At 72.3% G+C, this 26,051-nt stretch carries 25 protein-coding genes and 3 tRNA genes; 11 read left to right on the top strand and 17 right to left on the bottom strand.

Annotated elements, in window-relative coordinates; translation table 11 throughout:
- Positions 1 to 360: 360 nt before the first annotated feature.
- Complete coding sequence (locus tag J3R08_RS05705) at positions 361 to 1,587, top strand: helix-turn-helix domain-containing protein (protein ID WP_176722749.1); 1,227 nt, start codon at positions 361 to 363, stop codon at positions 1,585 to 1,587.
- A gap of 6 nt (positions 1,588 to 1,593) precedes the next feature.
- Here J3R08_RS05705 and J3R08_RS05700 read toward each other — a convergent pair whose 3' ends face one another.
- Positions 1,594 to 2,274, bottom strand: coding sequence for a YdcF family protein (locus tag J3R08_RS05700; RefSeq protein WP_181373748.1), 681 nt, complete (start codon positions 2,272 to 2,274; stop codon positions 1,594 to 1,596).
- A 693-nt stretch (positions 2,275 to 2,967) separates the two neighbouring features.
- On the opposite strand from J3R08_RS05700, the gene J3R08_RS05695 reads away from it, so the two are divergent.
- Positions 2,968 to 3,855, top strand: coding sequence for a hypothetical protein (locus J3R08_RS05695; protein WP_043330585.1), 888 nt, complete (start codon positions 2,968 to 2,970; stop codon positions 3,853 to 3,855).
- Here the strand turns inward: J3R08_RS05695 and J3R08_RS32810 are convergent.
- The 3 genes from J3R08_RS32810 to J3R08_RS05680 all read right to left on the bottom strand — a co-directional run bounded on the left by J3R08_RS32810 (position 3,848) and on the right by J3R08_RS05680 (position 7,615).
- Entirely contained in the window at positions 3,848 to 4,273 is a 426-nt protein-coding gene (locus J3R08_RS32810) for a DUF4326 domain-containing protein (protein WP_084789521.1), read from the bottom strand. The two genes, J3R08_RS05695 and J3R08_RS32810, sit on opposite strands and share 8 nt — an antisense overlap.
- A gap of 143 nt (positions 4,274 to 4,416) precedes the next feature.
- Positions 4,417 to 4,492 (bottom strand) — tRNA-Lys (locus J3R08_RS05685).
- Between the two features lie 63 nt (positions 4,493 to 4,555).
- Positions 4,556 to 7,615, bottom strand: a complete 3,060-nt coding sequence (locus tag J3R08_RS05680) for a VWD domain-containing protein (RefSeq protein ID WP_209960270.1) — start codon at positions 7,613 to 7,615, stop codon at positions 4,556 to 4,558.
- Positions 7,616 to 7,692: 77 nt separating this feature from the next.
- On the opposite strand from J3R08_RS05680, the gene J3R08_RS05675 reads away from it, so the two are divergent.
- Positions 7,693 to 8,427, top strand: a complete 735-nt coding sequence (locus J3R08_RS05675) for a trans-aconitate 2-methyltransferase (RefSeq protein WP_209960268.1) — start codon at positions 7,693 to 7,695, stop codon at positions 8,425 to 8,427.
- 64 nt (positions 8,428 to 8,491) lie between these two features.
- Here J3R08_RS05675 and J3R08_RS05670 read toward each other — a convergent pair whose 3' ends face one another.
- The 4 genes from J3R08_RS05670 to J3R08_RS05655 all read right to left on the bottom strand — a co-directional run bounded on the left by J3R08_RS05670 (position 8,492) and on the right by J3R08_RS05655 (position 10,612).
- Positions 8,492 to 9,325, bottom strand: coding sequence for a MerR family transcriptional regulator (locus tag J3R08_RS05670; RefSeq protein ID WP_209960266.1), 834 nt, complete (start codon positions 9,323 to 9,325; stop codon positions 8,492 to 8,494).
- A 47-nt stretch (positions 9,326 to 9,372) separates the two neighbouring features.
- Entirely contained in the window at positions 9,373 to 9,903 is a 531-nt protein-coding gene (locus J3R08_RS05665) for a kinase (protein ID WP_209960264.1), read from the bottom strand.
- A gap of 109 nt (positions 9,904 to 10,012) precedes the next feature.
- Complete coding sequence (locus J3R08_RS05660) at positions 10,013 to 10,267, bottom strand: hypothetical protein (protein ID WP_043326130.1); 255 nt, start codon at positions 10,265 to 10,267, stop codon at positions 10,013 to 10,015.
- Positions 10,268 to 10,536: 269 nt separating this feature from the next.
- Positions 10,537 to 10,612, bottom strand: a tRNA-Lys gene (locus tag J3R08_RS05655).
- Positions 10,613 to 10,799: 187 nt separating this feature from the next.
- On the opposite strand from J3R08_RS05655, the gene J3R08_RS05650 reads away from it, so the two are divergent.
- The 3 genes from J3R08_RS05650 to J3R08_RS05640 all read left to right on the top strand — a co-directional run bounded on the left by J3R08_RS05650 (position 10,800) and on the right by J3R08_RS05640 (position 13,981).
- Positions 10,800 to 12,077: an Ig-like domain-containing protein gene (locus J3R08_RS05650; protein WP_209960262.1), complete on the top strand. Its 1,278-nt coding sequence runs from the start codon at positions 10,800 to 10,802 to the stop codon at positions 12,075 to 12,077.
- Between the two features lie 161 nt (positions 12,078 to 12,238).
- Entirely contained in the window at positions 12,239 to 13,552 is a 1,314-nt protein-coding gene (locus J3R08_RS05645; protein ID WP_113971879.1) for an Ig-like domain-containing protein, read from the top strand.
- Between the two features lie 147 nt (positions 13,553 to 13,699).
- Positions 13,700 to 13,981 carry a hypothetical protein gene (locus J3R08_RS05640; RefSeq protein WP_069087504.1) on the top strand — a complete coding sequence of 94 codons (282 nt, stop codon included), beginning with the start codon at positions 13,700 to 13,702 and terminating at the stop codon, positions 13,979 to 13,981.
- Between the two features lie 281 nt (positions 13,982 to 14,262).
- Here the strand turns inward: J3R08_RS05640 and J3R08_RS05635 are convergent.
- Positions 14,263 to 14,335, bottom strand: a tRNA-His gene (locus tag J3R08_RS05635).
- A gap of 90 nt (positions 14,336 to 14,425) precedes the next feature.
- Positions 14,426 to 15,016, bottom strand: a complete 591-nt coding sequence (gene orn / locus J3R08_RS05630) for an oligoribonuclease (RefSeq protein ID WP_082931010.1) — start codon at positions 15,014 to 15,016, stop codon at positions 14,426 to 14,428.
- A 74-nt stretch (positions 15,017 to 15,090) separates the two neighbouring features.
- Between orn and J3R08_RS05625 the strand changes: the two genes are divergently transcribed.
- Positions 15,091 to 16,386 (top strand): glycosyltransferase 87 family protein, encoded by a 1,296-nt coding sequence (locus J3R08_RS05625; RefSeq protein ID WP_209960260.1) that lies wholly within the window; start codon positions 15,091 to 15,093, stop codon positions 16,384 to 16,386.
- Between the two features lie 100 nt (positions 16,387 to 16,486).
- Here J3R08_RS05625 and J3R08_RS05620 read toward each other — a convergent pair whose 3' ends face one another.
- The 3 genes from J3R08_RS05620 to J3R08_RS05610 all read right to left on the bottom strand — a co-directional run bounded on the left by J3R08_RS05620 (position 16,487) and on the right by J3R08_RS05610 (position 19,897).
- A complete protein-coding gene (locus J3R08_RS05620; RefSeq protein ID WP_209960258.1) occupies positions 16,487 to 17,338 on the bottom strand; it encodes a hypothetical protein in 852 nt (283 codons plus the stop codon).
- A gap of 140 nt (positions 17,339 to 17,478) precedes the next feature.
- The gene (locus J3R08_RS05615; RefSeq protein ID WP_043326141.1) at positions 17,479 to 18,213 is read right to left on the bottom strand and encodes a YcnI family protein; all 735 of its coding nucleotides are present in this window, start codon (positions 18,211 to 18,213) and stop codon (positions 17,479 to 17,481) included.
- A 16-nt stretch (positions 18,214 to 18,229) separates the two neighbouring features.
- Positions 18,230 to 19,897 (bottom strand): copper resistance CopC/CopD family protein, encoded by a 1,668-nt coding sequence (locus J3R08_RS05610; protein ID WP_043330589.1) that lies wholly within the window; start codon positions 19,895 to 19,897, stop codon positions 18,230 to 18,232.
- 222 nt (positions 19,898 to 20,119) lie between these two features.
- On the opposite strand from J3R08_RS05610, the gene J3R08_RS05605 reads away from it, so the two are divergent.
- From J3R08_RS05605 to J3R08_RS05590, 4 genes are read left to right on the top strand one after another with little or no spacing between them, the layout of a single operon-like run.
- Complete coding sequence (locus tag J3R08_RS05605) at positions 20,120 to 20,707, top strand: sigma-70 family RNA polymerase sigma factor (protein ID WP_064446940.1); 588 nt, start codon at positions 20,120 to 20,122, stop codon at positions 20,705 to 20,707.
- Between the two features lie 30 nt (positions 20,708 to 20,737).
- Positions 20,738 to 21,262: a MauE/DoxX family redox-associated membrane protein gene (locus J3R08_RS05600; protein ID WP_043326143.1), complete on the top strand. Its 525-nt coding sequence runs from the start codon at positions 20,738 to 20,740 to the stop codon at positions 21,260 to 21,262.
- Entirely contained in the window at positions 21,255 to 21,971 is a 717-nt protein-coding gene (locus J3R08_RS05595) for a thioredoxin domain-containing protein (RefSeq protein WP_043326145.1), read from the top strand. The genes J3R08_RS05600 and J3R08_RS05595 overlap by 8 nt, the downstream gene beginning before the upstream one ends.
- Entirely contained in the window at positions 21,968 to 23,059 is a 1,092-nt protein-coding gene (locus tag J3R08_RS05590) for a hypothetical protein (RefSeq protein WP_280841865.1), read from the top strand. The genes J3R08_RS05595 and J3R08_RS05590 overlap by 4 nt, the downstream gene beginning before the upstream one ends.
- Before the next feature lie 200 nt (positions 23,060 to 23,259).
- Here the strand turns inward: J3R08_RS05590 and J3R08_RS05585 are convergent, their stop codons facing one another.
- The 4 genes from J3R08_RS05585 to J3R08_RS05570 are packed head-to-tail and all read right to left on the bottom strand — an operon-like array spanning position 23,260 to position 25,956.
- The gene (locus J3R08_RS05585) at positions 23,260 to 24,021 is read right to left on the bottom strand and encodes an energy-coupling factor ABC transporter ATP-binding protein (protein ID WP_064446939.1); all 762 of its coding nucleotides are present in this window, start codon (positions 24,019 to 24,021) and stop codon (positions 23,260 to 23,262) included.
- Entirely contained in the window at positions 24,018 to 24,788 is a 771-nt protein-coding gene (cbiQ, locus tag J3R08_RS05580) for a cobalt ECF transporter T component CbiQ (RefSeq protein ID WP_043326150.1), read from the bottom strand. Before cbiQ ends, J3R08_RS05585 begins: the two co-directional genes overlap by 4 nt.
- Positions 24,789 to 24,790: 2 nt before the next feature.
- Complete coding sequence (locus J3R08_RS05575) at positions 24,791 to 25,240, bottom strand: PDGLE domain-containing protein (RefSeq protein ID WP_209960256.1); 450 nt, start codon at positions 25,238 to 25,240, stop codon at positions 24,791 to 24,793.
- Complete coding sequence (locus J3R08_RS05570) at positions 25,237 to 25,956, bottom strand: energy-coupling factor ABC transporter permease (RefSeq protein ID WP_043326154.1); 720 nt, start codon at positions 25,954 to 25,956, stop codon at positions 25,237 to 25,239. The genes J3R08_RS05575 and J3R08_RS05570 overlap by 4 nt, the downstream gene beginning before the upstream one ends.
- Positions 25,957 to 26,051 lie beyond the last annotated feature (95 nt).

Here is a 26,051-nt window from a genome sequence, read left to right as displayed (position 1 = left end):
CCGTCAGGGACGATGAGCGGCGGGCTCGCCGGGGGAAGGGCGAGCCCGCCGCCGCATCACGGCGGCTGGAAGCAGACCGCCGATCACCCACCCACGCAGCCCTCATGGCGGTACGCAGGCGGGGAAAGCGCCGAGACAGTTCGCTCCCGGACGGGCCGAGCCAGCGGCCCAAGCCGTGGTGTGGTGCGCCGCTCATCGATCCCTCCATCTGCAGCTCCCTGTCAGTCATCCCTGACATCGGCATCGACACGCGCCGGTGATCCGGGGTGAACTGAACGTAAGGGCGGTCCGTCCGGAGGACCGGGAAAATCCGTACCGGGTCCGGCGACCTTCAGCGGGCAGGGTGACGGTGTGCGAGGAATGACGGACGACATGACGATCGGCCAGCGCGTCGCCTTCTACCGGCGTCGACGCGGGCTCTCCCAGGAGGTGCTGGCCGGTCTGGTCGGCAAGACGCAGGAGTGGTTACGCAAGGTCGAGACCAACCGGGCCGACCTCGACCGGCTGTCGGTCATCCGCGCGATCGCCAAGGCCCTCGACGTGTCCCTCGGCGACCTGATCGGTGCGCCGAGCCTGTTCGAGTGGTCGGATGACTCCGGGCGCGAGACGATCCCGGCCTTGCGGGCCGCGCTCCACGACTACCGTCACCTCGCGCCGGCGCTTGCCAGCACGGTGGACGTCGAGGCACCCGCCCTGCGCGAGATCGAGAACGACGTCGCCGAGATCTGGACCGCCTACCAGCACTCGCGGTACGGCACCCTCGCCCGCCGACTGCCCTACCTCATCCACGACTGCCTCACCGCCACCGAGGCGTACGACGGCGACGACGGCCAGCGCGCGCATGCGATGACCGCCTACGCGCACCAGCTCGCCGCGTTGTTCCTTACCAAGCTCGGCGAGGGCGACCTCGCGTGGACCGCTGCCAGCCGAGGGCTGGCCGCCGCCAACGTTAGCCAGGATCACGTCGTCATCGGCTCACTCAGCCGCTCCGCCGCACACTCGCTGGCATCCATCGGGGAGTACGCCCAAGCCCTGGGCCTCGCCGCCACGGCGGCGCGGTTCCTGGAACCCCGGCTCGCCAAGCCGACTCCGCAGCTGCTGTCGGTCTACGGCAGCCTGCACCTCGTCTGCGCGCTGGCCGCCGCCCGAGACGACGATCGCGCCTCGGCCGACACCCACATCACCGAGGCCGACGCCGCCGCAAGACGGCTCGGCGCCGACGGCAACCACGTGTGGACCGCGTTCGGCCCGACCAACGTGTCGATCCACAAAACGACCGTGGCGATGGAACTCGGCGACGTGCAACGCGCCATCGCCATCGGCGCCCCACTCGACACCAGCACCGTGCCCGTCGAGCGACAGGTTCGGCACGCCATCGAAACCGCCCGAGCCCTTGCCCGGTGGAACCGCATCGACGACGCGCTCGCCGCGCTCCTGGACGCCGAGGTCATCGGCCCCGACCAGGTGCGCTACCACTCGCTCTCCCGCGACCTTGTCCGGGACATCCTCACCCGCCCCCGGCCACCTCGACTGGCCGTCGAACTCAGCGACCGGATGGGCGTCCGGTCGGGAGGACCGCGCTGGTAGCTGGGCTCAGATCAGCCGGCTCGTGTAGCCAGCCGCTACCAGGCGCTCGAAGGCCTCCCGTACCTCGTCCGGCATCTCCTGGGGGATCGCGAACCCGCGCTCGGCGTACACCTCGATCCGCTGCGTGTCGCCGACCAGCATGTCCACCACCCGCCGCGGGTCGCCGATGCTGCGCACGTAGTCGTCCAGGTCAAGCGGGTTCGACGCGCACACCACATCGACCTCGGGCCACATCAGCCTGCAGGTGGCGTAGGCCCGACGCTGCTGGTACGGCCGAGACATGATCAGCACCGACTTCACCGGGATCCGGTGTTCAGTCAGGAGCCGACGCGAGTACTCCAGGTTCTGCGCGGTGTTCGTGGCACGTGGCTCCACGAGAATCGCTTCCCCGGGTACACCCTGCTCGATGGCGTACTCGCGGTAGTGCACTGCTTCTCCACGCGGAAAACGCTCGACGGTCGTCGGGGCGTTCGCGCCCGTGAACACGATCCTTGGGAACAGTCCCTCGTGAAACAAGCGCGTCGCGATGACAGCCACGCCGAGGTCATGACTCCCCAACCCGATTCCCACGTCGCACGGGCGCAACTCGTGACGCATGTCGTGGTAGCGCCACAGCGTCTCCACGTCCGCTCGGATCGCGTCACGGATCGCCTCGGAAGGTGCCGCCGCATGCCGGTTCATCAGCACCTACCAGTCCGGTCCGCGCTGGGTTCCCTCATGCCGCCAGCGTAGGGGTAGCAGGGCAGCACCACGCCGCTGAGTCCAGCACCACGCCGCTGGCCACGTCACAATCAGGTACGACAGGATCCGCCACCGCCTCGGGGACAACCGCCTCGCGGCATGCTGGTCACCCATTCCCTGGTGATCCCTCCGAGCCTCGGCGGTTCGACATCCTGTTTCCCAAAGCCCCAACAGAGAGTGATCGATGCTCTGACCGGGAGATCGGAGGCCAGGGACCGCCGCGACCGGAGACAGCGCCCGTCGTGGGCCGTTGGGCGAGGCGTCGGCGGGCCGTGCGAGCGCCCCACATACCCAAACCGTGGTTTTGGGACCGATTTTGGAGATCACTGTTCAGTGAATCAGCCGAATAGCCGAGAACGAAGAAACGAAGCGGTCAAACCGGGCCACCAAAAGTCGATCTCCATGGAGAGCGCCGCACCGCCAGCACCGATCGCCAGAAACGCCTGACACGCGCCTTCCCGGCTCAGCGACGAAGCGCCACACACTGAGAAAGTGGTTACCGAAAGTGACGGATTCACGCGAGCCCTCCGCGCCAGCGTTCGGCTGATCAGCCACCCCTCGCCGCGGCCGCCTAGCGCCAGCCCTCCAGATGTGAGACTGTCTATGTAACTGAATGTGCCTGTGCAGCTGCATTTAGCGATGTGGGTGGTTCCGTTGGAACAGCTTCCATTGTGGGGACCGAGCACCGACGAAGAGCCGAGACCGAAACCAGTCCTGGCACGACCAACGAAACTCCGCCTTCTGATCACAGTGAAAGCGGCACCCAACCCCTCCGCGCAGTACGGGGAGACTGTCTGCGTCGGGGCACTCGGCATAGACCCACCCTGGACGGGCTGGATTCGCCTCTACCCAATCCACTACCGGCACCTCGATGACGACGGCAAGTTCCACAAGTACGACATCATCCACGTCGAGGCACTCCCAGCCAGGCAGGACCAGCGGCGCGAGAGCTGGAAGCCGATCGTGGACACCATCACCACCGAACGGCATATCGCCAATCGGCAGTCGCGTCGGAACCTTCTCGATCCACTCGTCGAAGACTCCATGTGCCGACTCAACAGACAGGCCCGCGACGACCCGAGCGCACGATCGATCGCTCTCATTCGCGCGGCCGACATCTCGGCGCTTAAGGTCAAGCGACACCCCGGCTGGTCGGCGGAGGATCGCAGGAAGATCACTGGCTACCTCAACCAGCTCGACCTACTGGAACCGGCCAAGCGCAGCCCGCTTCAAGCACCGCGCTTCACCGGCGCCTACCGCTACCGCTGCGCGGACCGTCATTGCCGCGGTCACCAGCAGACACTCTGGGACTGGGAGTTCGTCGCCCTACAGCGTCGCCTGAGCAAGCTCACCGACGCGGAGGCCGAGGAGCAGCTGAGAGACAAGTTCCTCACCCAGCTCTGCGCCGCCGACCGCGACGTCGCCTTCTACGTAGGCAACCAAGCGGCACGACCGCAGTCCTTCAGCATCGGCGGCGTCTACGCACCAAGACGGCCCACCGCCCGGTACCGGCTGCACGTCAACTAATGAGGTCGGCCAGCACGTCGGCATGGCACGCATCCTCGACCCGACACCAGCACGCCAACTGCTTCCCCGCGAGTTCCCGACGCGCCCGCTCAACAAGGGCTGGCTGCCCCACAAGCCACTGCCGATAGAGGCGTAACGCCTCCGCCCGATCATGCTTCCGCAGGCTAAACGGATTGGCCCAAGGAGAACGCCGCAACCCGAACCCCTGCCGCCCCACGTACACGGCACCCGGTGGTACCACCGGGTGATAGAGATCCCCCTGCACACGAACCCGAGGCTGTCCCCCCACGCCGCCAGCGTAATCGGCGACGACCGGCCCCGCGTGGATGCTCGAAGGAAGCGCGTCGACGCCCGGACTGGCGAATGCCCCAATGACCACGAAGGCCCGATGCAGGCTGGCCACCTCAGAGATGACCATGAGGGCAGTCGTCCACGGAACAACCACATGTCCCAGCAACCCCGGCCCGGTCCAACGGCTCCCGAGCACCCACCGAGCGACCACCCACGCACACGAAAAAGGCCCCGACCCGGCGTGAACCACCAGGTCAGGGCCTTGATCGTTGGTGCGCCGCCAGGGACTCGAACCCCGAACCCGCGGATTAAGAGTCCGCTGCTCTGCCAGTTGAGCTAGCGGCGCTCGCTGACAACGGGACGAGACGTTAGCACGCCCGCCCAGCACCCCCGAAATCCAGGGTCGGCCTCACCGCACCGCCAGCGTGACCTGCCCGGTCGCGGCCCCCGACGGGTCCACCATCAGGGTGTACGCCCCGGAGGCCGGCAACACGGTCGGCCCGAGTTCACCGGCCCCGTTGATCACGCAGCCGCTGCCGACGGTGCTGCCGTCGGGCGCGCGCAGCGCCAGCACGCCGCACTGGTCCGGCAGGTCGGAGGCGGTCGCGCTCACCGTCACCGACGTGCCGGCGACGGCGGTGAACCGGTAGCCGATGACCGCGCCGGGCCGGTCCACGACGGCGACGACAGGTGGCCCGCCGGGCGTGATCGCCGCCTCGCGGTCCCGGCTGGTGACCAGCCGCAGCGTGGTCGTGCCGGTGCCGCGTTCGGTGGGGTCGACCACCACTGTGTACGTCCCGTCGGCGGGCAGCACCGTGCCGTCGATCTCGCCGGTCCCGTTGATCACGCAGCCGCTGCGCAGCAGCCGCCCCTCGGCGTCCCGCAGCTCCAGCGGGGAGCACTGGTCGGTGAGCGTGCTCGTCGGCACCTCCACGTAGACGCGCTCACCGGCGCGCCCGGTGAACCGGTAGCGGGCCCGCGCGCCGGGTTGCTCGACGGTCGCGGTGACCACCGGGCCGTTCGGCTCCAGCGTGCCGTCCCTGTCCCGCGCCGCGTACACCCGGACGGCGGCGCGGCCGGTGTCGCCGGGCGCGGCGACGACCCGCAGCGCGTACGTGCCGGTGGCGGTGAGGTCGACGCGGTCGACGTACCCGTTGCCCTTGATGTTGCATCCACTGGCGATCTCCCGGCCGCCCGGCTCGGTGAGCACGTACGGCGAGCAGCGGTCGCCGATGCCGGGCGCGGTGGCGTCGACGAAGACGGCGTCCCCGGCGCGGACGGTGAACGTCAGCGGCGCGCCGCCGGGGGTGAGCGAGGCGGTGGCGACGGGTACGGCGGTGATCGGGGTGGCCGCGGGTGGGGCGACCCGCTCCGTGCTCGCGCCGGCGACGGCGAACTCGGGGCGCCCGCTGACCGCGACGTCGAAGACGCACTCGGCGAGCTGGGCGGGCGCGGTGACGCCGGCCCAGCGGCAGACCTGTTCGGCCGCCGCGCGCCGGGCCGGGTCGAGGTCGGCGACGGTGACCTCCCGTTCCGGGAACGCGCGGTCGGTGAACGTGCCGGTGTTCTGCCCGTCGTCGTAGTGCAGCAGCGAGCGGTCCGCGGCGATCCGCCAGCTGTCCGCGTACGCGGGATAGAGCTTGCCGAAAGGCACCGGCTGGGCCAACGGCGCCCCGGAGGCGGGCGCGATGTCGTCGGCCGGGTCGCCGTCGAAGTCGCCGAGCAGTCCGCGTACCTTTCCGGCCCGGGTCTCGGCCAGCCGCACCAGGATCCGGTAGCCGTACCGGCCGATCTGGTCCACCGCCGCCGCGGACCCGTCCGGCCACGTCACGTCGTACCCGTCGGTGGGCCCGGTGTCCGACGGGCGGCGGGTGAGCGTGCCGCCGCCGGCCAGGTCGGTGCGGTCCGGGGGTACGGCGAGCGGCGCGCCGTCGACGTGTACCCGCGTGCCGCCGTCGGTGAGGGTCAGCGCGACGCGGTGCGCGCCGACCCGGAACGCGACAGCCGAGTTGACCGAGGCGGTCCGCGTGCCCGCCATCGGGGCCTGCCGTACCTGCACCTCCAGCGGGTCGCCACCGGTGGAGGCGACCAGCGTGAACTCGCCGACTGCCTGGAAGTCGTAGGCGACCCGGTCGAACGTGACCAGGTGCGGGTCGCCGTTGCTGCCGCCGCAGTCGGCGCCGTCCTCGCAGAGCTTCACCGGCCCCTTCGGCGGCGGCGTCTTCTTGGCCGGCTTCTTGCACTCGTCGAGGCTCTTCGGCAGCGTCTTCCCGTCGTACTCGGTGCGCGGCGGCAACCCCTTCGCCGCCCGGTAGCGGTTCTCCGCGAGCGTCGCCTTCACCTCGGCGGTACGGATGCCGGTGCCGCCGCACTCGCCCTGCGGCACCGCGTTCCGGGAGATGTCGTCGGCGTGGTTCAGCTCGTGGTACAGCGCGGCGCAGGGGTCACGGGCCACCCCGTCGCCGTACGGGTCGGTGGAGGTCGGGTTCCAGGTGACGGTCGAGGAGCCCTTGCCGTCGGCGCTGTCCGGCGTCTCGAACGCGCCGGAGCCACCAGTGGTCGGAATGATCCGCACCCGGGGGCTCTTCTTGTCGCGCAGCCTCGGCAGCAGGCCGGACGGGTCGCCGCCCGGTAGCGCGAACCCGGCCAGGCAGCCGTCGACAGCCGCCTGGAAGTCGACGCCGCTGACCGGCACCCCGGCGGTCGGGTCGACGCCGTAGTCGGCCCGCGCCGCCCGGGCACCGCCGCCGACGTACGCGCCGACGGCGACCAGCAGCAGCGCCACGACGGCGGCGGTCGGCCGGCGGCGTACCAGCAGCAGCACCACCAGCGCGACGACGAGCAGCACGAGGACTCCCCCACCGACGAGCCAGAGCCAGCGTCGGCCGGGACCGCCGTCGTCGGACACGGTGAACGTGCTGGTCCGCAGCACCGTCGCGCCCGCGCACAGGTCCGCCGCGCCGGTCACCGGCAGCGTCACGTAGCCCGCTGTCACCTCGTACCGGCCGGGTGCGCCGACCGGCCAGAGCGTGTCCAGCCCGCCGCCGTCCGGCGTGGCGGCCACCGAGCGGAGGACCACCTCGCCGTCACGCAGCCGTACCCCGGTCGAGGTCACTGTGGCGGTCGCGCCCGGCTCCACCGTGGTCAGTCCGGCGGTGGCGGCGGCGCCGATCCCGTCGTCGTGGAAGCTGCGGGCGAGCGTCGGCGTGACGTCGCGCCCGTCCCGGCGTACCCCGGTGATCTGCACGGTGCCGACGGCGCTGGTGGCGAGCGCGCAGGCCGCGCCGGTGGCGTTCGTGACGGTGAGGTCGAGGCGGACCTGGTCCCCGGCGCGGTAGTCGGCCTGACCGGGCCGCAGCGCCAGGCCGAGGCCGCCGTCGGCGGGCGCCGCGGCGGCGCTCGCCGCCCCGGTCGGCAGAGCGGTCACGAGTACGCCGAGCGCCGCAGCCAGCCGCAGGGTCCACCTCATGGTGCGGACTGTAGAAGCGGGTGGGCCGGTTTCCGCGCGGTCTGTCGGGGACCGGTCGGAGCCGTATCCTGCTGGTGATGAAGCTCTTCGGTACGGTCGCCGACCTGTACGAGCGCGCGCGGCCCGGTTATCCGCCGGAGATCGCCGAGTCGATCCTCGCCTACCACGGCGGTACCCCGGCCTCAGTGGTCGAGGTCGGCGCGGGCACCGGCAAGGGCACCGACGTGCTGGCCCGCCTCGGCGCGCCGCTGACCTGCTTGGAGCCGGACGCGCGGATGGCGGCCCGGCTGGCCGAGCGGTTCCCGGACGCCCGCGTCGAGGCAACGACGTTCGAGCGGTGGTCGCCGCCGGCCGGCGGGGTGGACGTGCTCGCCTGCGCGATGGCCTGGCACTGGCTGGACGCCGCCACCCGCAACGCCCTGGCCCGGCGCACCCTGGCACCCGGCGGCACGCTCGCCGTCTTCGGGCACCGCTACGACTACGCCGACGCCGGCCAGCAGGCCGCCGTCCGGGCCGCACTGCGATCCGTCGACCCCACCGTCCGGAAGCGGCCCGTCGACTGGTTCCACCAGGACATCCTCGACAGCGGACAGTTCGACGACGTACGCCGCGAGGTGTTCCGGCGGGAACTGCCGCTGGACAAGGAGCGGTACCTGGCGCTGATGCGCACGTTCGGGCCGTACCTGTCCCGGACCCCCGAGCAGCAGCAACGCGGAATCGCCGCCCTGGACCGGCTGGTGGACGACTTCGGCGGCACCGTCGTGCTCGACCTGCGGACCACGCTGGTGCTGGGCCGCGCCGATGCTCGGTGACCTGGTGATGGCCCGCGGCAGTTGCTGAACCCCAAGCGGCTCGCCGAGTCCGCAGCTCATTCGGTCACTCCGGGCGTCGTTCGACCGGCGCGCTGCTCACCACGCCGTCGGGGCGGACCTCCTGACGCAGACGCGCCAGGTTGACGAACCGGTCGCCGTCGGGCGGTACGGCGTCGAGCAGGCGCAGGACCACAGTGCAGTACTTGGCCATGGTGTTGCGGCCCGGCATGAAGATGGACAGCTCGTCGTGGGCCTCGGGCGTCTGCACCATCAGGCCGGCGGGCAGGGACGGCAGCGTCTCCGGGGTGCCCGTCACCGCGACCTTGACCGTCCAGAACGGCCCGGTGCCGTCGAGTACGCGCCGGTCCTGTTCCGGCGTCTCCAGCGCCAGCGTCCGCCACGGCTCGCCCAGGCAGGTGAGGCCCGCCTGCCGCACGGTGGCGACCAGCTCGGCCGTCGCCGCCGTGATGATCTCCTCGGCCCGGTCCCACTCCTGCGCGTCCCGGCCCAGCGGCGTGCCCGGCACGAGCCGCGCCACCACAGTCGTGGCCGGCACGTGCCGCAGCCGCGGCTCGGGCTGCGCCTCGAAGACGGCGCGAGCGGCAGCGATCGCGTCCGCCTGCGCCTGGCGTTCCCGGCTGACCTCGTCGCTGTGCCGATCGAGCAGGGCGAGCGCCTGGTCCGGTTCGTCGAGGGCCCGCCGGACGAGCTTCACGCTCATCCCGGTGTCCCGCAGCAGGGTGATCAGCATGGCGCGTTCCACCTGCTCGAAGGCGTACGAGCGGTGGCCGGTCCGGTCGTCGACCTCGGCGGGCACGAGCAGCCCTTCGGCGTGGTAGAAGCGCAGCGCCTGCGGCGACAGGTGACACATCTGGCTGAACTCGCTGATCGACAACATGATCCCAGCCTGCCCCCTTCAGTAACCGCAAGGGCAAGCGCCGCCGCCTAATGCTGGGGCAGCCCGGCGGCGGCCGCGATCGTCTCGACCGCCTGCTCCAAGCCGGTGCTCTCCGGGAGGACGAGTTCGCCGGGCCAGCCCAGGATGTCGTGCGCGGCGTACCAGCCGCTCATCTGCTCGGCGGTGAAGTCACCGGCCTGCGGGCGGGTCAGATGCCGGCGCAGCGTCTCGGCCAGCGACACGTCGAGGTAGCAGAACAGCGACCGCCCCCGGTGGCCGTCCCGCAGCGAGGTCAGCATGTCGCGGTAGCGGCCGGTGTACAGGATGCCCTCCAGGACCACGTGGTAGCCGTGGTCGAGCGCGAACCGGACGGTCTGCTCGATCAGGGCGGGCGCGACGCCGCCGGGCTTGTCCCGTTCGCGCAGGACGACGCGGCGCAGGTAGTCCTGTTCGACGAGGGCGCAGCCCCGGCCGTGCCGGCGGCGCAGCTCACGGGCGATGCTGCTCTTGCCCGAGCCGGAGTTGCCCCTGATGCAGACGAGGACCGTGTCCGGGCTCCCGGTGGTCTCAGCGGGCACGGCGCCTCCCTGGCTTCGGCTGCCGCGGTCGGATGCCGACGGCGGCGGTCGCCCGCCGGCGCTGCCCCTGGCAGTCCGACGGGCGACCCGGCCCGGGCGCTCCGGGCTACTAGGCCCGGGTGATCACCAGGAACGCGTACCCGATCACCTTCGTGCCGTCCCAGTTGTACATGGGGCGGCACGCCTGCGGCTTCGTCCACGACGACTGGTACTTGGGCCGGGCTTCGTTGCAGGCCTTCAGGGTCGGGTAGGTCGGGCTCGAGTAGTCCGCGTACGCGGGCACGCCCAGACCGAGCACCAGGGCGCCCGCGACCGAGGTGGCGGCGACGAGGCTGCGGATCCGCGGCCGTCGGAAGGCTTTCACGTCTTCTCCCATTCTCATCATCGTCGCCCGACCGTCCATCGTGGTCGTACGACCATGATCAGCTTAGGGCGGCGGCACAAGGCGCCCCCACGGGCCGGTTCCACCCCGCCACCAGGCTGGCCGCGCTCGGTGGAACGTCATGGGTGCCTCCCGGCCCGTTTGACACCGATGGTGTTCCACCCGCGGACGATCGCCCCGCGGCCCCGGCGGGCGGCGTACGCGAAAAAGGCCCCGAACGGCGTGGAACGCCTGCTCAGGGCCTTGCTCGTTGGTGCGCCGCCAGGGACTCGAACCCCGAACCCGCGGATTAAGAGTCCGCTGCTCTGCCAGTTGAGCTAGCGGCGCTCGCTGACAACGGGAAGAAGATTAGCACGCCCGCGGAGCCGGGTTCCAATCCGATACCGGGGTCCCCCCTTCGGTCGAGCTTAACCGGCGAAAGCGACTAAAACGGTCAGACTGTTCAGCGCCGGGGCGGGTCAGATGGCGTCGATACGGCACGATGTCCGCCAGGCATGTGAGGACAGGGGTGGGCATGGGCAGGTTCTCGCGGGCCGGGGCGACGGTGGGCGCCCTGGTCCTCACGGCGTCGCTGGCACTGACCGGGTGCGGCGGCGGCGACGAGGGGAAGAAGCCGGCGTTCGAGCCCGGCCAGCAGCAGGTCGGCGGCGTCTCGGCCTCGGCGCCCGCCGACCCGAGCGCCGCCCCGACCGGCGGCGCCCCCGCGGCGGCGCTGACTGTCAGCCCGGCCGACGGCGCGGCGAGCCGGCCGGTCAGCACCGAGATCAGCGCCCGCATCCCGGGCGGCGGCACCGTGTCGAAGGTGGCGCTCGCCACCGCCGACGGCACCGCCGTCGCCGGACGGATGCGGCGGGACGGGTCCAGCTGGGTGCCGTCGGCCGCGCTGAAGTACGGCACGAAGTACACCGCCACCGTCACCGGCGCCGGCAAGGACGGCCAGACGTACGAGGGCACCAGCACGTTCACCACGATGGCCAAGCCGAAGTCGATGATCGGCTCCGGGCTCTACCTGTTCAGCGACAAGACGTACGGCGTGGCCATGCCGGTGGTCGCCGAGTTCTCCCCGGGCATCCCGAAGAAGGACCGGGCCGCGGTGCAGAAGCGGATGTTCGTGCAGACGGACCCGCCGCAGCCCGGCGCCTGGCACTGGGTCGACAACGGCACGCAGGCGTACTACCGCGCCCCGGAGTACTGGAAGACCGGCACCACGATCACCGTACGGCTGGCGCTGGCCGGGATCCCGCTGAGCAACGGCCGCTACGGCAACATCGACCGGAGCGCCACCGCGAAGATCGGCCGCGCGTTCGAGATGACCGTCGACAACGCAACGAAGCGGATGACGGTCTCCGAGAACGGCACGGTGATCCGTACGCTGCCGGTGAGCCTGGGCAAGAAGAGCACCCCCTCCTCCAGCGGCACGATGGTGGTGATGGAGAAGAAGGAGTCCACCGTCTTCGACACCCGCAGCGAGCCGGACCCGGCCAACCGGTACGTCACCGAGATCGACTTCGCCCAGCGGATCACCTGGGGCGGCGAGTACATCCACGCCGCGCCCTGGTCCGAGGGCGTGCAGGGGCGCCGGAACGTCTCGCACGGCTGCGTCAACGTGTCGATGGCCGACGGGCGGTGGCTGTTCGGCAAGACGCTCGTCGGTGATCCGATCACGGTGAAGGGCACCGAGCGGCGCCTCGCGCCGGGTAACGGCTGGACTGCCTGGAGCTTGAGCTGGTCGGAGTTCGTCGCCGGCAGCGCGCTGCCGGTGCCGGAGGGCGGGCAGCCCGCCCCGTTCTGACCGGCGTACCGTGGTCGGACACGCCACCTCCGACGAAGCGCCGGGCGGCCGTGGAATCGTTACATCCCGGCGGGGTGTTCCGGTTCACGCCCGGCAACGCGTAAGCGCTCCGGCGCGTCTGACCTGAGACGACGCCGAACGGCATCACTTGTGAGGGAATCATGCGAGCTGGCCAGGACGAACCGATCAGGGGCGGGAGCGCCCCGCGCGTCGGCCGCCGCCGCGCGCTGGCGGCCGGGGTGCTCGCCGCCGCGTTGGCCCTGACCTCCGCCTGCACCGGCGGCGGTGGCGGCAAGCCGTCGAGCTGGCAGGGCGGCGGCGACGGTGGCGAGAAGGCCCCGAAGGCCGCCGCCACGATCAGCGAGCCCGCCGCCGACGCCAAGGATGTGCCCGCCTCCACCGCCATCGTCTTCACCACGACCGAGGCGCAGGAGACGACGGTCGAGGTGAAGGACTCCGCCGGCAAGGCCGTTGACGGCGCGGTCGCCGCGGACGGCAAGAGCTGGCTGCCGGCCGGCGCCCTGGAGTACGGGCAGACGTACACCGCGACCGTGACGGCGACCGGCGACGACGGCAAGCCCGCGACCGCCACCAGCACGTTCACCACCATGGCGAAGCCGGCCAAGCAGGTCCGGGTCACCAGCTTCCTCGGCGACAACCAGGTCGTCGGCGTGGCCATGCCGCTGATCGTGAAGTTCGGCCGGGCCATCCCGGAGGACTACCGCGACGACGTGCAGCGCCGGATGATCGTCACCGCCAAGCCGGCCCAGGAGGGCATCTGGCACTGGGTGAGCCCGACCGAGGTGCGCTACCGGCCCAAGACGTTCTGGAAGCCGAACAGCACCGTCAGCTACAAGGTGCAGGCGGGCGGGCTGCCGCTCGGCGGCGGCTGGTACGGCCGGTCCGACCTCACCGTCGACGTCAAGATCGGTCCGTCGTTCGTGATGACGGTCGACAACCGCACCAAGCGGATGACAGTCACCCGCGACGGCAAGGTGGTCAAGACCATCCCGGTGAGCCTCGGCAAGAAGAGCACCCCCTCGTCCAGCGGCACGATGGTGGTGATGGAGAAGCTCCGGCACACGGTCTTCGACACCATGGAGGAGCTGGGCCCGGAGGAGGGCTACCGCACCGAGATCGACTACGCCCAGCGGCTCACCTGGGGCGGCGAGTTCATCCACGCCGCGCCCTGGTCCGAGGGCGTGCAGGGCCGGTCGAACGTGTCGCACGGCTGCGTCAACGTCTCGATGAAGGAAGGCAACTGGCTGTTCGCCAACACCCGCATCGGTGACCCGATCACGGTGAAGGGCACCGAGCGCAAGCTCCAGAACGGCAACGGCTGGACCGACTGGAACATGAGCTGGGAGGAGTACGTCAAGGGCAGCGCCCTGCCGTACGAGCCGCCGGCCGCCGACACCCCGGACCCCGACACCACGCCGGACGCCGGTACGCCCAGCGTCGAGCCGACCCCCTGACCTCGCGCACACGACGAAGCCCCCTCCGGAAGGAGGGGGCTTCGTCGTGAGGAGACACACAGGCCATGTCTTGTCGGGACCGCGCTCGTTCCCCTCATGGCCGGGCGCGCCATGGACCTTCCGTCAGCCGGTCGTTGAGGTGGTCAGATGAGCAGCGCGGCCTGGCTCGACGAGTCGATGCGTCAACGGCCCGACCGCAGCGGCATCTACGTGCTCGCAGCGGCGGTGATACAGACCGGCGAGGTCGAAATGGTCAGGTTCGACGCTGCCAGGCTGGCTCCGACGCCCCGGGCCCGCGTTCACTACCGGGACGCGACCGACGGCGAACGGCGCAAGATGGTCCAGGCCGTGGCGTCCATGACTGCAGCGGTCCAGCTGCTCGCTCCGCTGACGCCCACACTGAGGATGTCCGAGATCGAGCTGCACTGACTGTGAACATGCGCGGGGCCGAGGTCCCGGTCTGCCCCGGGAGTCCTCGGCCCGACTTCCGACCACATCCGCGGACTGATCGGCTCTATGTACCACCCCAGTGTAGGCGTGCTTCTTCGGACAGGAAGCACATCGCGTCGATTTCCAGCCGGAGTTCGAACGCCTTCCGCAGGGGAGACGCGCACTGGCGGGGCCACGACTCCCCTGCGGTGCCCCTGAAACGACTCACGCCCCCTCGGAGGAGGGGGCGTGATCAGGCAGTGGAGCAGATCCACTATCGGGGTGACTGATGGGAATTGAACCCACGACAACCGGGACCACAACCCGGTGCTCTGCCAACTGAGCTACAGCCACCATGCTCGCCGCTTGCGGTTGCCCGGGCGGTGCGCGGACTAATAATAGCCACACTCCGGCCGACCCCGTCCACCGGGTTCGGCGCGGGCGTCAGAGCTGGGCGGCGATCGCCTTCGCGGCCTCGACGTCCGGGCCCGGCAGCGGCACGAACACGGTCCGCCGGTAGTACTCCAGCTCGCGGATGCTCTCCCGGATGTCGGCGAGTGCCCGGTGGGCCAGGCCCTTCTGCGGCTGCCCGAAGTACACCCGCGGGTACCAGCGCCGGCACAGCTCCTTGATCGACGACACGTCGATCATCCGGTAGTGCAGGTGGGCGTCGAGCCGGGTCATGTCGCGGGCCAGGAAGCCCCGGTCGGTGGCGATCGAGTTGCCGCACAGCGGCGCGGTACGTGGGTCCTTCACGTAGCTGGTCACGTAGTCGAGCACCATGTCCTCGGCCTCGGCCAGGGTGACCGTGGAGCGGCGTACCTCCTCGGTGAGCCCGGACTTGGCGTGCATGCTGCGCACGATCTCCGGCATGCCGTCGAGCACCTCGTCGTCGGCGTGGATCACAACGTCGACGCCGTCACCGAGCACGTTGAGATCGGGATCGGTGACCAGCGCCGCGACCTCGATCAGCGCGTCCCGCCGCAGGTCCAGCCCGGTCATCTCACAGTCGATCCAGACGAGAAGATCAGCCACCGGAACAGACTACGCGCCGCCGACCCGCCCGCGCCTCGGCACGGTGGCCGACGTGGACCGCTAGGGTTTCCTGCGTGCCAGCCGAACCCGCCGCCCCACCCGCCGTCGCCCGCGGCGACGTGGGCGCGCGTACGGTCCGGCGGGTCGTAGCGGTGCTGGCGCTGGTCGCGATCCTGCCGGCGCTCTACCTGCCCAACCTGCGCCACGATTACTACGACCAGAAGATCTACATGTCGGCGATGGACTGGTGGGCGGCCGGGCATCCGCTCTACGACTACGTCCAGCCGGACCGGGTGCAGGGCGCGCTCTACTTCACCTATCCGCCGTTCGCGGCGCTGCTGCTGCTGCCGTTCGGCTATCTGCGGCTCGGCGTCGCGGTCGCCACGTTCGTGGTGCTGACAGTGGCCGCCGTGGTGGTGACGACCCGCTGGCTGGTGCTGCCGGTGCTGCGGCGGCACGACCTGCCGCGCGGGTTCGGGCTGACGGTCGCCGTGCTGCTGGTGCTGGCGGTGGAGAGCACCCGGGAGACGCTCACGCTCGGGCAGATCAACATGCTGCTGGTGGTGCTGATCCTGGCCGACCTGCTGTTCGCCGTACCCCAGGGGCGACGCTGGGCCGGCGTGGGCGTGGGACTGGCCGCGGCGCTCAAGCTCTTCCCCGGCATCTTCGTCCTCTACCTGCTGGTCGCCCGCAAGTGGCGGGCGGCGGCGGTGGCGGCGGCGACCGCGGCGGCGGCCACGTTGCTGGCGGCGGCGGTCGCGCCCGGTGACTCGTGGCGGTTCTGGACCCACGAGCTGTGGGCCACCGACCGGGTGGGCCGCACCGACTACACCGGCAACCAGTCGCTGTTCGGGCTGCTCAGCCGCCTGTCCGCGTCGGCCGAGGCGGACCGGCTGCTGTGGCTGCTGCTCGCGCTGGCGGTGGCCGCGTTCGGCCTGTGGCGCGCGGCGCGGGCGGCGCGCGCCGGGGACGCGCTGGTGGGGCTCACAGTGACCGGCCTGGTGGGCGGGCTGGTCAGCCCGATCACCTGGATCCACCACCTCTACTGGTTCATCCCCGCCGTGGTGGTGCTCGTCGACGCGGCGCTGGACGCCGATCCGGCGACGCCCGCCGGGGCGCGCCGTCGCGGCGGGCTGTTCGCGCTGGCCGCCGTGGTCGGCCTGCCGATCGTGTACGGCCTGGTGACGTTCCAGGACTGGGGCACCGCCATCGTGCACACGGACGACCCGGTCGACTTCGTCGTGCGCAACGTGTACGTGCTGCTCAGCCTGCTGTTGCTGGTGGCGCTCCCGATCCGCCACCACCGGGACGAACCTCAGATAACACGGACTGAACGGACACACCTCGCAACAAACGGCGATCAGCGCTAATCTGGTCTCAACTACCTCAGATTTCTCCCAGGTAGCACCGATCCCCCGGTGAGGACGGCCCTCCGCGTCGGCAGCGCGGAGGGCCGTTCGGTTCTTCCGGTCAGTCCTGGTCGTCCGGGCACCGGCCGGGCGGCGGGGCGATCGCCGCGCGGGTCCGCCCGTGGGCGCCCGAGCCCACCGCCACCAGATGCCGTTCGGGCCGCGACGCCGGACCCGGCTGCCGGCCCAGCCCACTCAGCGAGGTGACGCCGAGGCGCCCGGCCAGCACCGGCACCTGGTCCGGCTCGACCACGAAGACCACCTCACGCGGCCGCAGCGGCCGCAGCAGCACCACCACGGCGAGGACCACCACCAGCGTCCCGCCGGTCAGCAGCGCCCACGCCAGCCCGGGGAACCAGCCGGCCCGCAGCTCGCCCCGCATCCGCAGGTCGAGCCCGTCGGCGCCGTCCACGCGCATCACGACCAGGCTCAACGACCGGCCACCCAGCTCGGCCGGGCTCCACTCCAGCGAGCCGATGCCCTCGCGTACCCAGAAGGGCTGGGCCAGCGGCACGGCGACGCCGTCGCCGGCGGTGGCCGGGTCGAGATCGACCGGAAGCGGGCCCCGGGTGACGGCGACGCGGCGCACGGTGCTGTGCGGGACGTCGGCCAGCCACCGCCGCACCTCGTCGGCCGGGGCGAGGCCGAGGAAGACCGGGCCGTGGTCGTCCCGCGCGGTGAGGTGCAGCCGGGCCTGCCCGGTGCGCGCCACCGGCAGGTCGGTGCGCAGCAGCGCGTCCACGTCGGTCACCAGCACCGCGCGGGCGGGCGTGCGGACCGGCTCGAACCGGGCGCCGAAACCGCCGTCCGGGTCGGCATGCCCGGCCGCGAGCCAGAGGCCGGCGCCGGCCAGCAGGGCCGGAACCCCCAGCGCCAGCAGCACCATGCCGGCGATCGTGCGTGCGAAACGCATTCGCGTCGTCCCTCTCGGTAGCCAACTACCCGCCAGACCTTACCGACGCGGGTCGGCCGATCGCCGGATATCGGCGGCACCCGGCCGGGACGGCGACCGGCCCGGCGGATCGTTCCGCCGGGCCGGTGCGTCGCTCGCGTTCAGGACTTCGCCGCGGGCTCCCGCCGGGTACGCGCGAACGCCAGACCGCCGAGGACCAGGCCGGCCAGTCCGGCGACCAGACCGGCCACCCCGAGGGCGGTCGCCGCGCCGGAGCCGGCGTCGTCGTCATCGTCGTCGGCCGCCGCGGCGGCCGGCGCGCTCGCGCCCGGCGAGGCGGGCGCGTTCTCGGCGGCGGCCAGCTTGAGCACCGGCGCCGGGTTCTCCGGCTCCTCCGCGCCCGGCGTCGGCTCCTCGATCCACCGGGAGACGTTGCCGTCGGAGTACGTCTGGAGCACCTTGAACACCATCGTGTCGACCTGCGGCAGCGGGCCCATCGACACCGGGAACTCCTGGAACTCGCCCGGCTTCACGCCGCCGTTCGGCGCCGCGGTGAAGGTGAGCTTCGACACCGCCTCGGTGAGCTGGCTGCCGTGCACCTCGATCGGCGGGTCGACCTTGCGCTTCTCCACCGCCACCGTCCAGCCCGGCACCGGCATCGTGGACACCGAACCGACGGGTGCGTTCTCCGGCAGGTTCACCTCGACCTTGACCGTCGACGCCGTGTCGCTCTCGTTCGGCACCCGGAAGGCGAACCGGCCGTAGCCGCCCTGCTTGCCCTCGGCCGGGTTGATCGTGACGTGCGCCGAGGCCGGCCCGGCCAGGCCGAGCACGGTCGTGGCGACGGCGGTCAGGGTCAGCGCGGCGACGGTCGCGGAGCGCCGGAGACGGATCATCAGTGGGACCTTCCCGTTACTTGATCGGCACGGTGGCGGTCACCGTGGCCTGGTCGATGTCGGACGTGCGGACGGTGATGCGCAACTGCCAGTCACCACGGGCCGGCAGGTTGACCTCCCCGGTGGCGTGGTTGTCGCTCAACGGCAGCAGCGGGACCGTGATCGGCTCGATCCCGGCCGACGGCAGGGCGGCGGTGACCTTCCACTCCTGCACCGGCTGCGGCCGGTTGTCCGGGGTGTAGGCGTACAGGTGCATCGAGTTGTTGCCGGTCTCGGCCGGGTCCAGCTCGACCTGCAGCGAGTAGATCGGGCTGCTCAGCGTGGTGGAGAAGTAGCCGGGCGAGGCGCCCGGCGCGTCCGCGACAGCGGTCCGCGCCGGTGTGGTCTGCACGAGCGTCGCCGACACGCCCAGCACCACGGCCGTGATCACCAGCTCGGCCACCACCGCCCGCCGCATCGAGCCCGGCCGTCCGGCGGCGACGCGCCGCCGCACCAGCGCCCGGGAGTACGCGGCCACGCCGATCACCAGCGCGAACAGCGCGATCTTGGCGAGCAGCAGCTGCCCGTACGTGGTGTCGATCAGGGCCTGGAGGCTGGCCACCTCGATCAGCCCCTGCACGGTGCCGGCCAGCAGCAGCGCGGCCACCGCGAGCGCCGCCCAGCGGGACCAGATCGGCAGGATCGCGTCCAGCTCGCGCTCGTCGGCCCGGCGCAGCAGGAACACCGCGAGCATCACCAGGCCGCCGAGCCAGACCGCCATGGCGCCCAGGTGCACCGCGTCCACCACCACCGACACGGCCGGGGCCGGCGAGGCCGCCGCGTGCCCGGCGAGCGGCCAGGTGAACAGCGCGGCGCCGCCGAGAACGGCGAGGATGATCCCGTCGGTGCGGCCGACCGGGCCGGCGAACAGCGGCCGGAGCAGGAACGCCGCCGCGGCGAGCAGGCCCAGCCGGACCAGGTGGGTCGTGCCGTACGCGCTGCCGAGCACGTCGCCGAGCCCGGAGCCGGTCACGTCGAACAGGCCGCCGCCGTTGACGTAGGGCACCTGGAGCCAGATCTCGGCCAGCGTCGCCACCGCCAGCACGCCCAGCCCGGTCCAGGCCAGCCGGGCCGGGCCGCGGCGGGACAGCCGGCGCGGCCAGAGCGCGGCCAGCACCAGCGCCGGGCCGACGAGCAGCAGCAACCCGGCGTAGCCGGCGTACTTCGCCACCTTCACCGCGGTCTCGGTCACCGGGTTCGCCCGGTTGTCGGTGCCGCTGTCCGTCGGCGGCTCGGACGGCGCGCCGACGGAGTAGGTGAAGGCGCCGGAGACCGGGTGACTGTCCGCCGAGATGACCCGGTAACTCACCAGATAGGTGCCGCGCCCCGCGCCGGGGTCCACCGGGATGGTGACCTCGGCGCCCTGGAACGTCGGCTCGCCCCGGTCGGCCCGCGAGCCGTCGGGGGCGATCACGCGGACCTTCCCGGGCACCTTGCGGACGCTCTCGCTGAAGGTGATCACCACCTGCGCGGGCGCGTCGGGCACCACGGCGGAGGCGGCCGGGCTGCTGCTCACCAGCACCGCGTGGGCGCTGGCCGGGGTGGCCGGGACGAGCAGCAGGGCGACCAGCAGGAGCAGCAGCCCGGCGACGGCCCCGGATCGGGCGGCGACGGCCCGGGACGGGCGGCGTACGGCAGCAGTCATGACCGCCATGGTTCCCGAACCGGAGCCGATCCGGCGAGCCGGTCCCGGGCGGGCGTGACCGAGCGCCCACCCGGCGCGGCGGCGCGCGCCACGCCGGGCCTGCTCGGAGGTCATGGGAGGGTAGTCGGACGGCGGCGGGAAAAAGTTCCCGGCGTGTGCGGGACCACGGAATGGGCCGAAGGACCCTGTCCCCTCCAGGTACGCCGCGTAACCTCGGGTGACGTGATCCCCGGCTCGCGTGACACCGCCGACGACCGCCCCGAGGCGGCCGCCGAGGCTGTCCGGGACACGGCCACCGGCTGGGCGCTCGCCGCCCGCGACGGGGACCGCGACGCGCAGGCCGCCCTCGTCCGGGCCACCCAGGCCGAGGTGTGGCGCTTCGCCGCCGCGCTCGTCGACCCGGACAGCGCGGACGACCTGACCCAGGAGACGTACCTGCGGGCGTTCCGGGCGCTGCCCGGCTTCGAGGGGCGCTCCAGCGTGCGTACCTGGTTGCTCGGCATCGCCCGCCGGGCCTGCGCCGACCACCTGCGCACGGTGGTACGCCGCCGGCGGCTCGACGCGCGACTCGCCGCCCAGGCCGCCACCGACCGCCCCTACCCGGACCCGGCCGGTCAGCTCGGCGCCACCGACCTGGTCCGCCGGCTACCGGCCGAGCGGCGCTCCGCGTTCGTGCTCACCCAGTTGCTCGGCCTGTCCTACGCCGAGGCCGCCGACGTGGAGGGGGTGCCGGTGGGCACCATCCGCTCCCGGGTGGCCCGCGCCCGGGACGAACTGGTCGGCGCCGTCGGCGACACGATGACCGGATAGCGGGAACCTTTCGTGACGCTCGGACGACGAATGACTGTGACCCCCTCCCCCTCCCCGGCCGGCCGCTGGCAGACCCTGCGCCCCTGGCTCGGCGTCGCCGCCCGCCTCGGACTGGCCGCCGTCTGGCTGATCGCCGGCGGCACCAAGGTCGGCGATCTCGCCGCCTCCGGCCGGGCCGTCAACGCCTACCAGGTGATGCCGTACGAGCTGGCCACCGTGATCGGCGCGGCGCTGCCCTTCGTCGAGCTGGCCCTGGGTCTGCTGCTTCTCGCCGGGCTGGCCACCCGGGTCAGCGCCGGGATCTCGGCGGTGCTGCTCGTGGTCTTCATCGCCGGCATCGCCTCGGCCTGGGCGCGCGGCCTGGCCATCGACTGCGGGTGCTTCGGCAGCGGCGGCCAGCTCGCCGCCGGCGAGACACCCAGTTACCTCCCGGAGATCCTCCGGGACCTGGGGTTCCTGGCGCTCGCCGGGTTCCTGCTGATCTGGCCCCGCACGCCGTTCTCGGTGGACGGCTGGCTGGCCGGCGACGACACCGTGGAGGACACCGATGAGTAGCCGCAAGGGCCGCAGGGACGCGGCGCGGGTGGTACGCGAGCAGATCGCCCGGGAGAAGCGCCGCAAGCGCACGCTCTGGACCACGATCGCCGCCGTGCTGGTGCTGGTCATCGCCGGTGGCATCGGCTGGGCCGTCTACTCCAGCCAGAAGTCGGACGACTTCACCGCGCCGCCCGGCGCGAACGACGCCGGCACCGGCATCGTCCAGGGCACCGGGCCGGTCACCATCGACCTGTACGAGGACTACCTCTGCCCGGCCTGCAAGCAGTTCCAGCAGATCAACGGCGAGACGCTCAACCAGCTCGTCACCGAGGGCAAGGCCAAGCTGGTGTTCCACCCGGTCGCCTTCCTCAACCGCTTCTCCACCACCGAGTACTCCACCCGCTCCTCGGCCGCCTCCGGCTGCGCCGCGCAGGGCGGCAAGTTCCGCGAGTTCACCGACCAGCTCTTCGCCAAGCAGCCGCCGGAGGGCGGCGCCGGGCTCAGCAACGACGAGCTGGTCGACATCGGCGCGGGCGTCGGGCTGAACCGGGACGAGTTCGCGTCCTGCGTCTCCGACGGCACGTACCGGTCGTGGACCGAGCACGTCACCGACGAGGCGAGCAAGGCCGGCGTGACCGGGACCCCGACCATCAAGATCAACGGAAGTGAGCTGCGGGACCGCAGCCCCGAGGGGATCAGGGCAGCGGTGGAGGCGGCCGGGAAGTGATCCCCGCACCCCTGCGCCGGGCCGCGCTGGTGTTCACCGGCGCGGCCGTCGCCCTGCTCACGTTCGCCGCGCCGGCCGCCGCGCACGGCGCGGACGCGCCCGACGGCACCGACTACCGCGCCACGATCACCGGCGTCGAGCCCGACCGCCCCGGGCTCAGCGCCCGCATGGTGGAGGCCGGCGCACGGCTGGAGCTGACGAACGACACCGGCGCCGACGTCACGGTGATGGGCTACTCCGGCGAGCCGTACCTGCGCGTCGGCCCGGGCGGCGTGTACGAGAACGTCCACTCCCCCGCCACGTACCTGAACCGGACGCTGGCCGGCGAGACCCGGCTGCCGGCCGAGGCGAACCCGGCCGCCGCGCCGGACTGGCGGCGGATCGACGACGGGCCCACCGCCCGCTGGCACGACCAGCGCACGCTGTGGCGGGAGGACGCGCCGCCGGCCGCCGTCGCCGCCGACCCGGAGCGGGAACACCGGGTACGCGACTGGACGGTGCCGCTGCGCGCCGGTGACACCACCGGAGCCGTACGCGGCACACTGGACTGGGTGCCGCCGCCCGACCCGTACCCCTGGTGGGTGGCCGCCACGCTCGGCTTCCTGGTGATCGGCGCGGCCGGGCTCGCGCCGGGCGGCACGACCGCCGGGGTACGCGCGCTGCGCGGAGTGGGCGCACTGCTCGCCCTGGGCGGCGCGGCGACAGTGGCGCTCACCGTCGCCCGGGCGTTCGACACCGGCACCCCGGGCCCCGGCGGAATGCTCGCCGAACTGTTCACCGGGCAGGTGTGGACGCTGCTCACCGGCCTCGGCGCGCTCGCCGCGGGCGGGTACGCGCTGGCCCGCCGCCCGGCCGCCGACTTCGTGCTGGCGCTGGCCGGCGCGTGCCTGACGGTGTTCGCCGGGGTGACGAACCTCGCCGCGCTGTCCCGCGCGATCCCCCCGGCCGCCGGCCCGCCGGTCCTGGTGCGGGTGCTGGTAGTGGTCGGCCTGGCGACGGGAGCCGGCGCGGTCGCGGCGGGCCTGTTGCGCCTGCGCACCGCAGCAAGAGCAGCCCGCCCCACCCCCCACCCAACCCCCACGCCCTGACCATCTGCGAGCGCCGGGCAGCCCGAGTGGAACACCACGGGTGTCAAACCCCCCTCGACACACCCATCACGTTCCACTCCCGCCGCACTCACCCCCCCGGGCGGCGCGATCTTGCAGTTGCCGCCCCGGGCGTGCGGCTTTTTGCCCGGAATGACCGGGCGGAAAGTGCAAGATCGCGGCGGGGGGGGGCTAGGGCGGGGTCAGGACGGGCGAGGGGCGAAGCCGTAGGGGAGTTCCAGGCGGTGGGCCGTCAGCAGCGCCTCGTCGGACAGGAGGTCCGCGGTCGGGGCGTCGGCGACGATGCGGCCGCCGTCCAGGATCACCGAGCGGGGACACAGCTCGGCCGCGTACGGCAGGTCGTGCGTGACCATGAGCAGCGTCACCGGCAGGGCGCGCAGGATCTCCGCCAGCTCCCGGCGGGCGGCCGGGTCGAGGTTCGACGACGGCTCGTCCAGCACCAGGATCTCCGGGCGCATGGCCAGCACAGTGGCCACCGCCACCCGGCGCCGCTGCCCGAACGACAGGTGGTGCGGGGCCCGGTCCCGGTGCTCGCTCATCCCGACCGCCGCGAGCGCCTCGTCGACCCGGGCGGCCAGCTCGGCGCCGCGCAGGCCCAGGTTGGCCGGGCCGAACGCCACGTCCTCGGCGACCGTGGGCAGGAACAGCTGGTCGTCCGGGTCCTGGAAGACGATGCCGACGCGGCGGCGTACCTCGGCCAGCGTGTCCCGGTCCCGGGTGACGGTGAGGCCGCCGACGCTCACCGTGCCCTCGGTCGGGGTGAGGATGCCGTTGAGGTGCAGCACGAGCGTGGTCTTGCCGGCGCCGTTGGGCCCGAGCAGCGCCACCCGATCGCCGCGCGGCACGGTCAGGTCCACGCCGTGCAGGGCGACGTGACCGTCCGGGTACGCGTACCGGACGCCGCTGACGTCGAGGGAGGGCGGCTGCTGCACGTACCCGATCATTGCAGGACGAGCGCGACGGCGGCGATGGTGGCCGCGATCGCCGGCACCGTCGCGGCGACCGCCCACTGGCCGGCGGTGGCCGCGCCGGCCCCCTGCCACACCGCCGGCATCCGGCCGGTGTAGCCCCGCGAGAGCATCGCCAGGTAAACCCGCTCGCCGCGCTCGAACGCGCGCAGGAACAGCGCGCCGACCCCGGCCGCGAAGCCGCGCAACTGCCACAGGAACCGCGGGTCGTCGCCGCGCGACACCCGCGCCACCCGCATCCGGCGGGCCTCGCCGACCAGCACCTCCAGGTAGCGCAGCATGAACGTGGCGATCTGGGTGAGGATCTGCGGGCACCGCAGCCGGTCCAGGCCGAGCAGCAGGTCCCGCGTCGTCGTGGTCGCCGCCAGCAGAAGCGACGCGAGTACGCCGAGCGTGCCCTTGGCGAGGATGTTGAACGCGCCGTGCAGCCCGTCGACGGACAGGGCGAGCCCCGCCACCTCGACCCGCTCCCCCGCCCCGAGGAACGGCAGCGCGAACGCGAACAGCACGAACGGCAGCTCGATCAGCGCCCGGCTGAGCAGCCAGCGCGGGCCGACCCGGGCCAGCGCGGCCACCACGGCGACCAGGAGCGCGTACCCGCCGAAGGCCCAGTACGCCTCCCGGGGCGTGGCCACCACCGCGACGGTGAACAGCACCATCGCGGCGATCTTCACCTCGGGTGGAAGGCGGTGCACCGGCGAGCCGGACTCGCGGTAGAGGACGTGCGCGTGCCCGGCGCCCATGGTCAGCGGCTGCCGGTGGACGGGGTCGCTGCGTCGTCCGCCGGGTCGGCGCTCGCGGTGGTCGGGGCGGGCGCGGCGGGGCCGGCGGACGTGGCGGGCGCGGCGGGCGTGGCGGGGCCGCGGCGGCGGCGGGCCAGCCAGAACAGGCCGGCGCCGAACGCGAAGGTGAGCAGCACGCCGAGCACGCCGGACAGGCCGGTGGAGACGAAGTCGTTGCCGATTCCGCGTACGCCGTAGTCAGCCAGCGGGCTGTCCGCCAGCTCGTGGTCCTTCGCCTCCTGGGCCGGGCAGCTGCCGCCGGTGATCTCGTCGTCGGCGTTCACCGTGCAGCCCTTGAGCAGCGAAGAGTCGAGCCCGTCCGGGTGCGAGGAGGCGTAGTTGCTGACCACGCCCGCCAGCAGCAGCGCCACCAGCAGGCCGCCGAGAAGGAACGGCCACTGACGCTTGCTCATCGGGCACCTCCGGCGACCGGGACGGCGGGAGCCGGCGTGACCGGCTTGAGGGCGCGCAGCGCGTACACCAGGTCGGGCCGGACCTTCGCCACGGTGACCACGGTGGTCGCGGTGATCAGGCCCTCGCCGATGCCGATCAGCAGGTGGGCGAAGGCCATGGTGCCGGCCAGGCCGGTCAGGTTGCCGCCGAGGTCGGTGGTGCCGCCCAGCCAGTACTGCAGGACGAAGCCCTGGGACGCGACCACCACGCTGACCAGCGCGGACACGAACGCGGTCACCGCCAGGCCGGCCGGGGTACGCGGCAGCACACGCAGCAGGAGCGCGATCAGCAGGTACGCGGCGGCGGTGCCGAGCAGCGCCATGTTGGTGATGTTGAGGCCGAGCATCGCCACGCCGCCGTCGCCGAAGACCAGCGCCTGCACGATGAGCACCACGGCCACGCAGAGCGCGCCGACCCAGGGGCCGACGAGCATCGCCGCGAGCGCGCCCCCGAGCAGGTGGCCGCTGACCCCGGCGGTGAAGATCGGGAAGTTGAGCATCTGCACGGCGAAGATGAACGCCGCCACCAGCCCGGCCATCGGGGCCAGCCGGTCGTCGAGGTCGGCTCGGCCCCGCATCACGCAGAACGCGAGCGCGGCGAGGGCGAGAGCCGCGAAGATCGCGGCGACCGGACCGTTGATGATCCCGTTGGAGATGTGCATCGCCAGGGTGTCCACACGCTCAGCGTATTTCCAGGAAGGCACTGTTGCCAATATCTGGCAACAACCTCATGATGGCCGTCACCGCGTCCGCGCGTCGCCGTCCGCCGAGC

Origin of the sequence: Micromonospora sp. HB375 (genome assembly GCF_017872985.1) — a bacterium.
GTDB classification, from domain to species: Bacteria; Actinomycetota; Actinomycetes; order Mycobacteriales; family Micromonosporaceae; genus Micromonospora; species Micromonospora chalcea.
This window is presented reverse-complemented; position numbering and strand designations above follow the sequence as displayed.

What these genes read in the sequence shown, in the direction of transcription:
- J3R08_RS05705 (WP_176722749.1), top strand. Translation starts at nt 361, where the DNA reads ATGACGGACGACATGACGATCGGCCAGCGCGTCGCCTTCTACCGGCGT.
- J3R08_RS05695 (WP_043330585.1), top strand. Translation starts at nt 2,968, where the DNA reads ATGTGGGTGGTTCCGTTGGAACAGCTTCCATTGTGGGGACCGAGCACC.
- J3R08_RS32810 (WP_084789521.1), bottom strand. Translation starts at nt 4,273, where the DNA reads ATGGTCATCTCTGAGGTGGCCAGCCTGCATCGGGCCTTCGTGGTCATT.
- J3R08_RS05680 (WP_209960270.1), bottom strand. Translation starts at nt 7,615, where the DNA reads ATGAGGTGGACCCTGCGGCTGGCTGCGGCGCTCGGCGTACTCGTGACC.
- J3R08_RS05675 (WP_209960268.1), top strand. Translation starts at nt 7,693, where the DNA reads ATGAAGCTCTTCGGTACGGTCGCCGACCTGTACGAGCGCGCGCGGCCC.
- J3R08_RS05670 (WP_209960266.1), bottom strand. Translation starts at nt 9,325, where the DNA reads ATGTTGTCGATCAGCGAGTTCAGCCAGATGTGTCACCTGTCGCCGCAG.
- J3R08_RS05650 (WP_209960262.1), top strand. Translation starts at nt 10,800, where the DNA reads ATGGGCAGGTTCTCGCGGGCCGGGGCGACGGTGGGCGCCCTGGTCCTC.
- J3R08_RS05645 (WP_113971879.1), top strand. Translation starts at nt 12,239, where the DNA reads ATGCGAGCTGGCCAGGACGAACCGATCAGGGGCGGGAGCGCCCCGCGC.
- J3R08_RS05640 (WP_069087504.1), top strand. Translation starts at nt 13,700, where the DNA reads ATGAGCAGCGCGGCCTGGCTCGACGAGTCGATGCGTCAACGGCCCGAC.
- J3R08_RS05620 (WP_209960258.1), bottom strand. Translation starts at nt 17,338, where the DNA reads ATGCGTTTCGCACGCACGATCGCCGGCATGGTGCTGCTGGCGCTGGGG.
- J3R08_RS05615 (WP_043326141.1), bottom strand. Translation starts at nt 18,213, where the DNA reads ATGATCCGTCTCCGGCGCTCCGCGACCGTCGCCGCGCTGACCCTGACC.
- J3R08_RS05610 (WP_043330589.1), bottom strand. Translation starts at nt 19,897, where the DNA reads ATGACTGCTGCCGTACGCCGCCCGTCCCGGGCCGTCGCCGCCCGATCC.
- J3R08_RS05600 (WP_043326143.1), top strand. Translation starts at nt 20,738, where the DNA reads ATGACTGTGACCCCCTCCCCCTCCCCGGCCGGCCGCTGGCAGACCCTG.
- J3R08_RS05595 (WP_043326145.1), top strand. Translation starts at nt 21,255, where the DNA reads ATGAGTAGCCGCAAGGGCCGCAGGGACGCGGCGCGGGTGGTACGCGAG.
- J3R08_RS05585 (WP_064446939.1), bottom strand. Translation starts at nt 24,021, where the DNA reads ATGATCGGGTACGTGCAGCAGCCGCCCTCCCTCGACGTCAGCGGCGTC.
- cbiQ (WP_043326150.1), bottom strand. Translation starts at nt 24,788, where the DNA reads ATGGGCGCCGGGCACGCGCACGTCCTCTACCGCGAGTCCGGCTCGCCG.
- J3R08_RS05575 (WP_209960256.1), bottom strand. Translation starts at nt 25,240, where the DNA reads ATGAGCAAGCGTCAGTGGCCGTTCCTTCTCGGCGGCCTGCTGGTGGCG.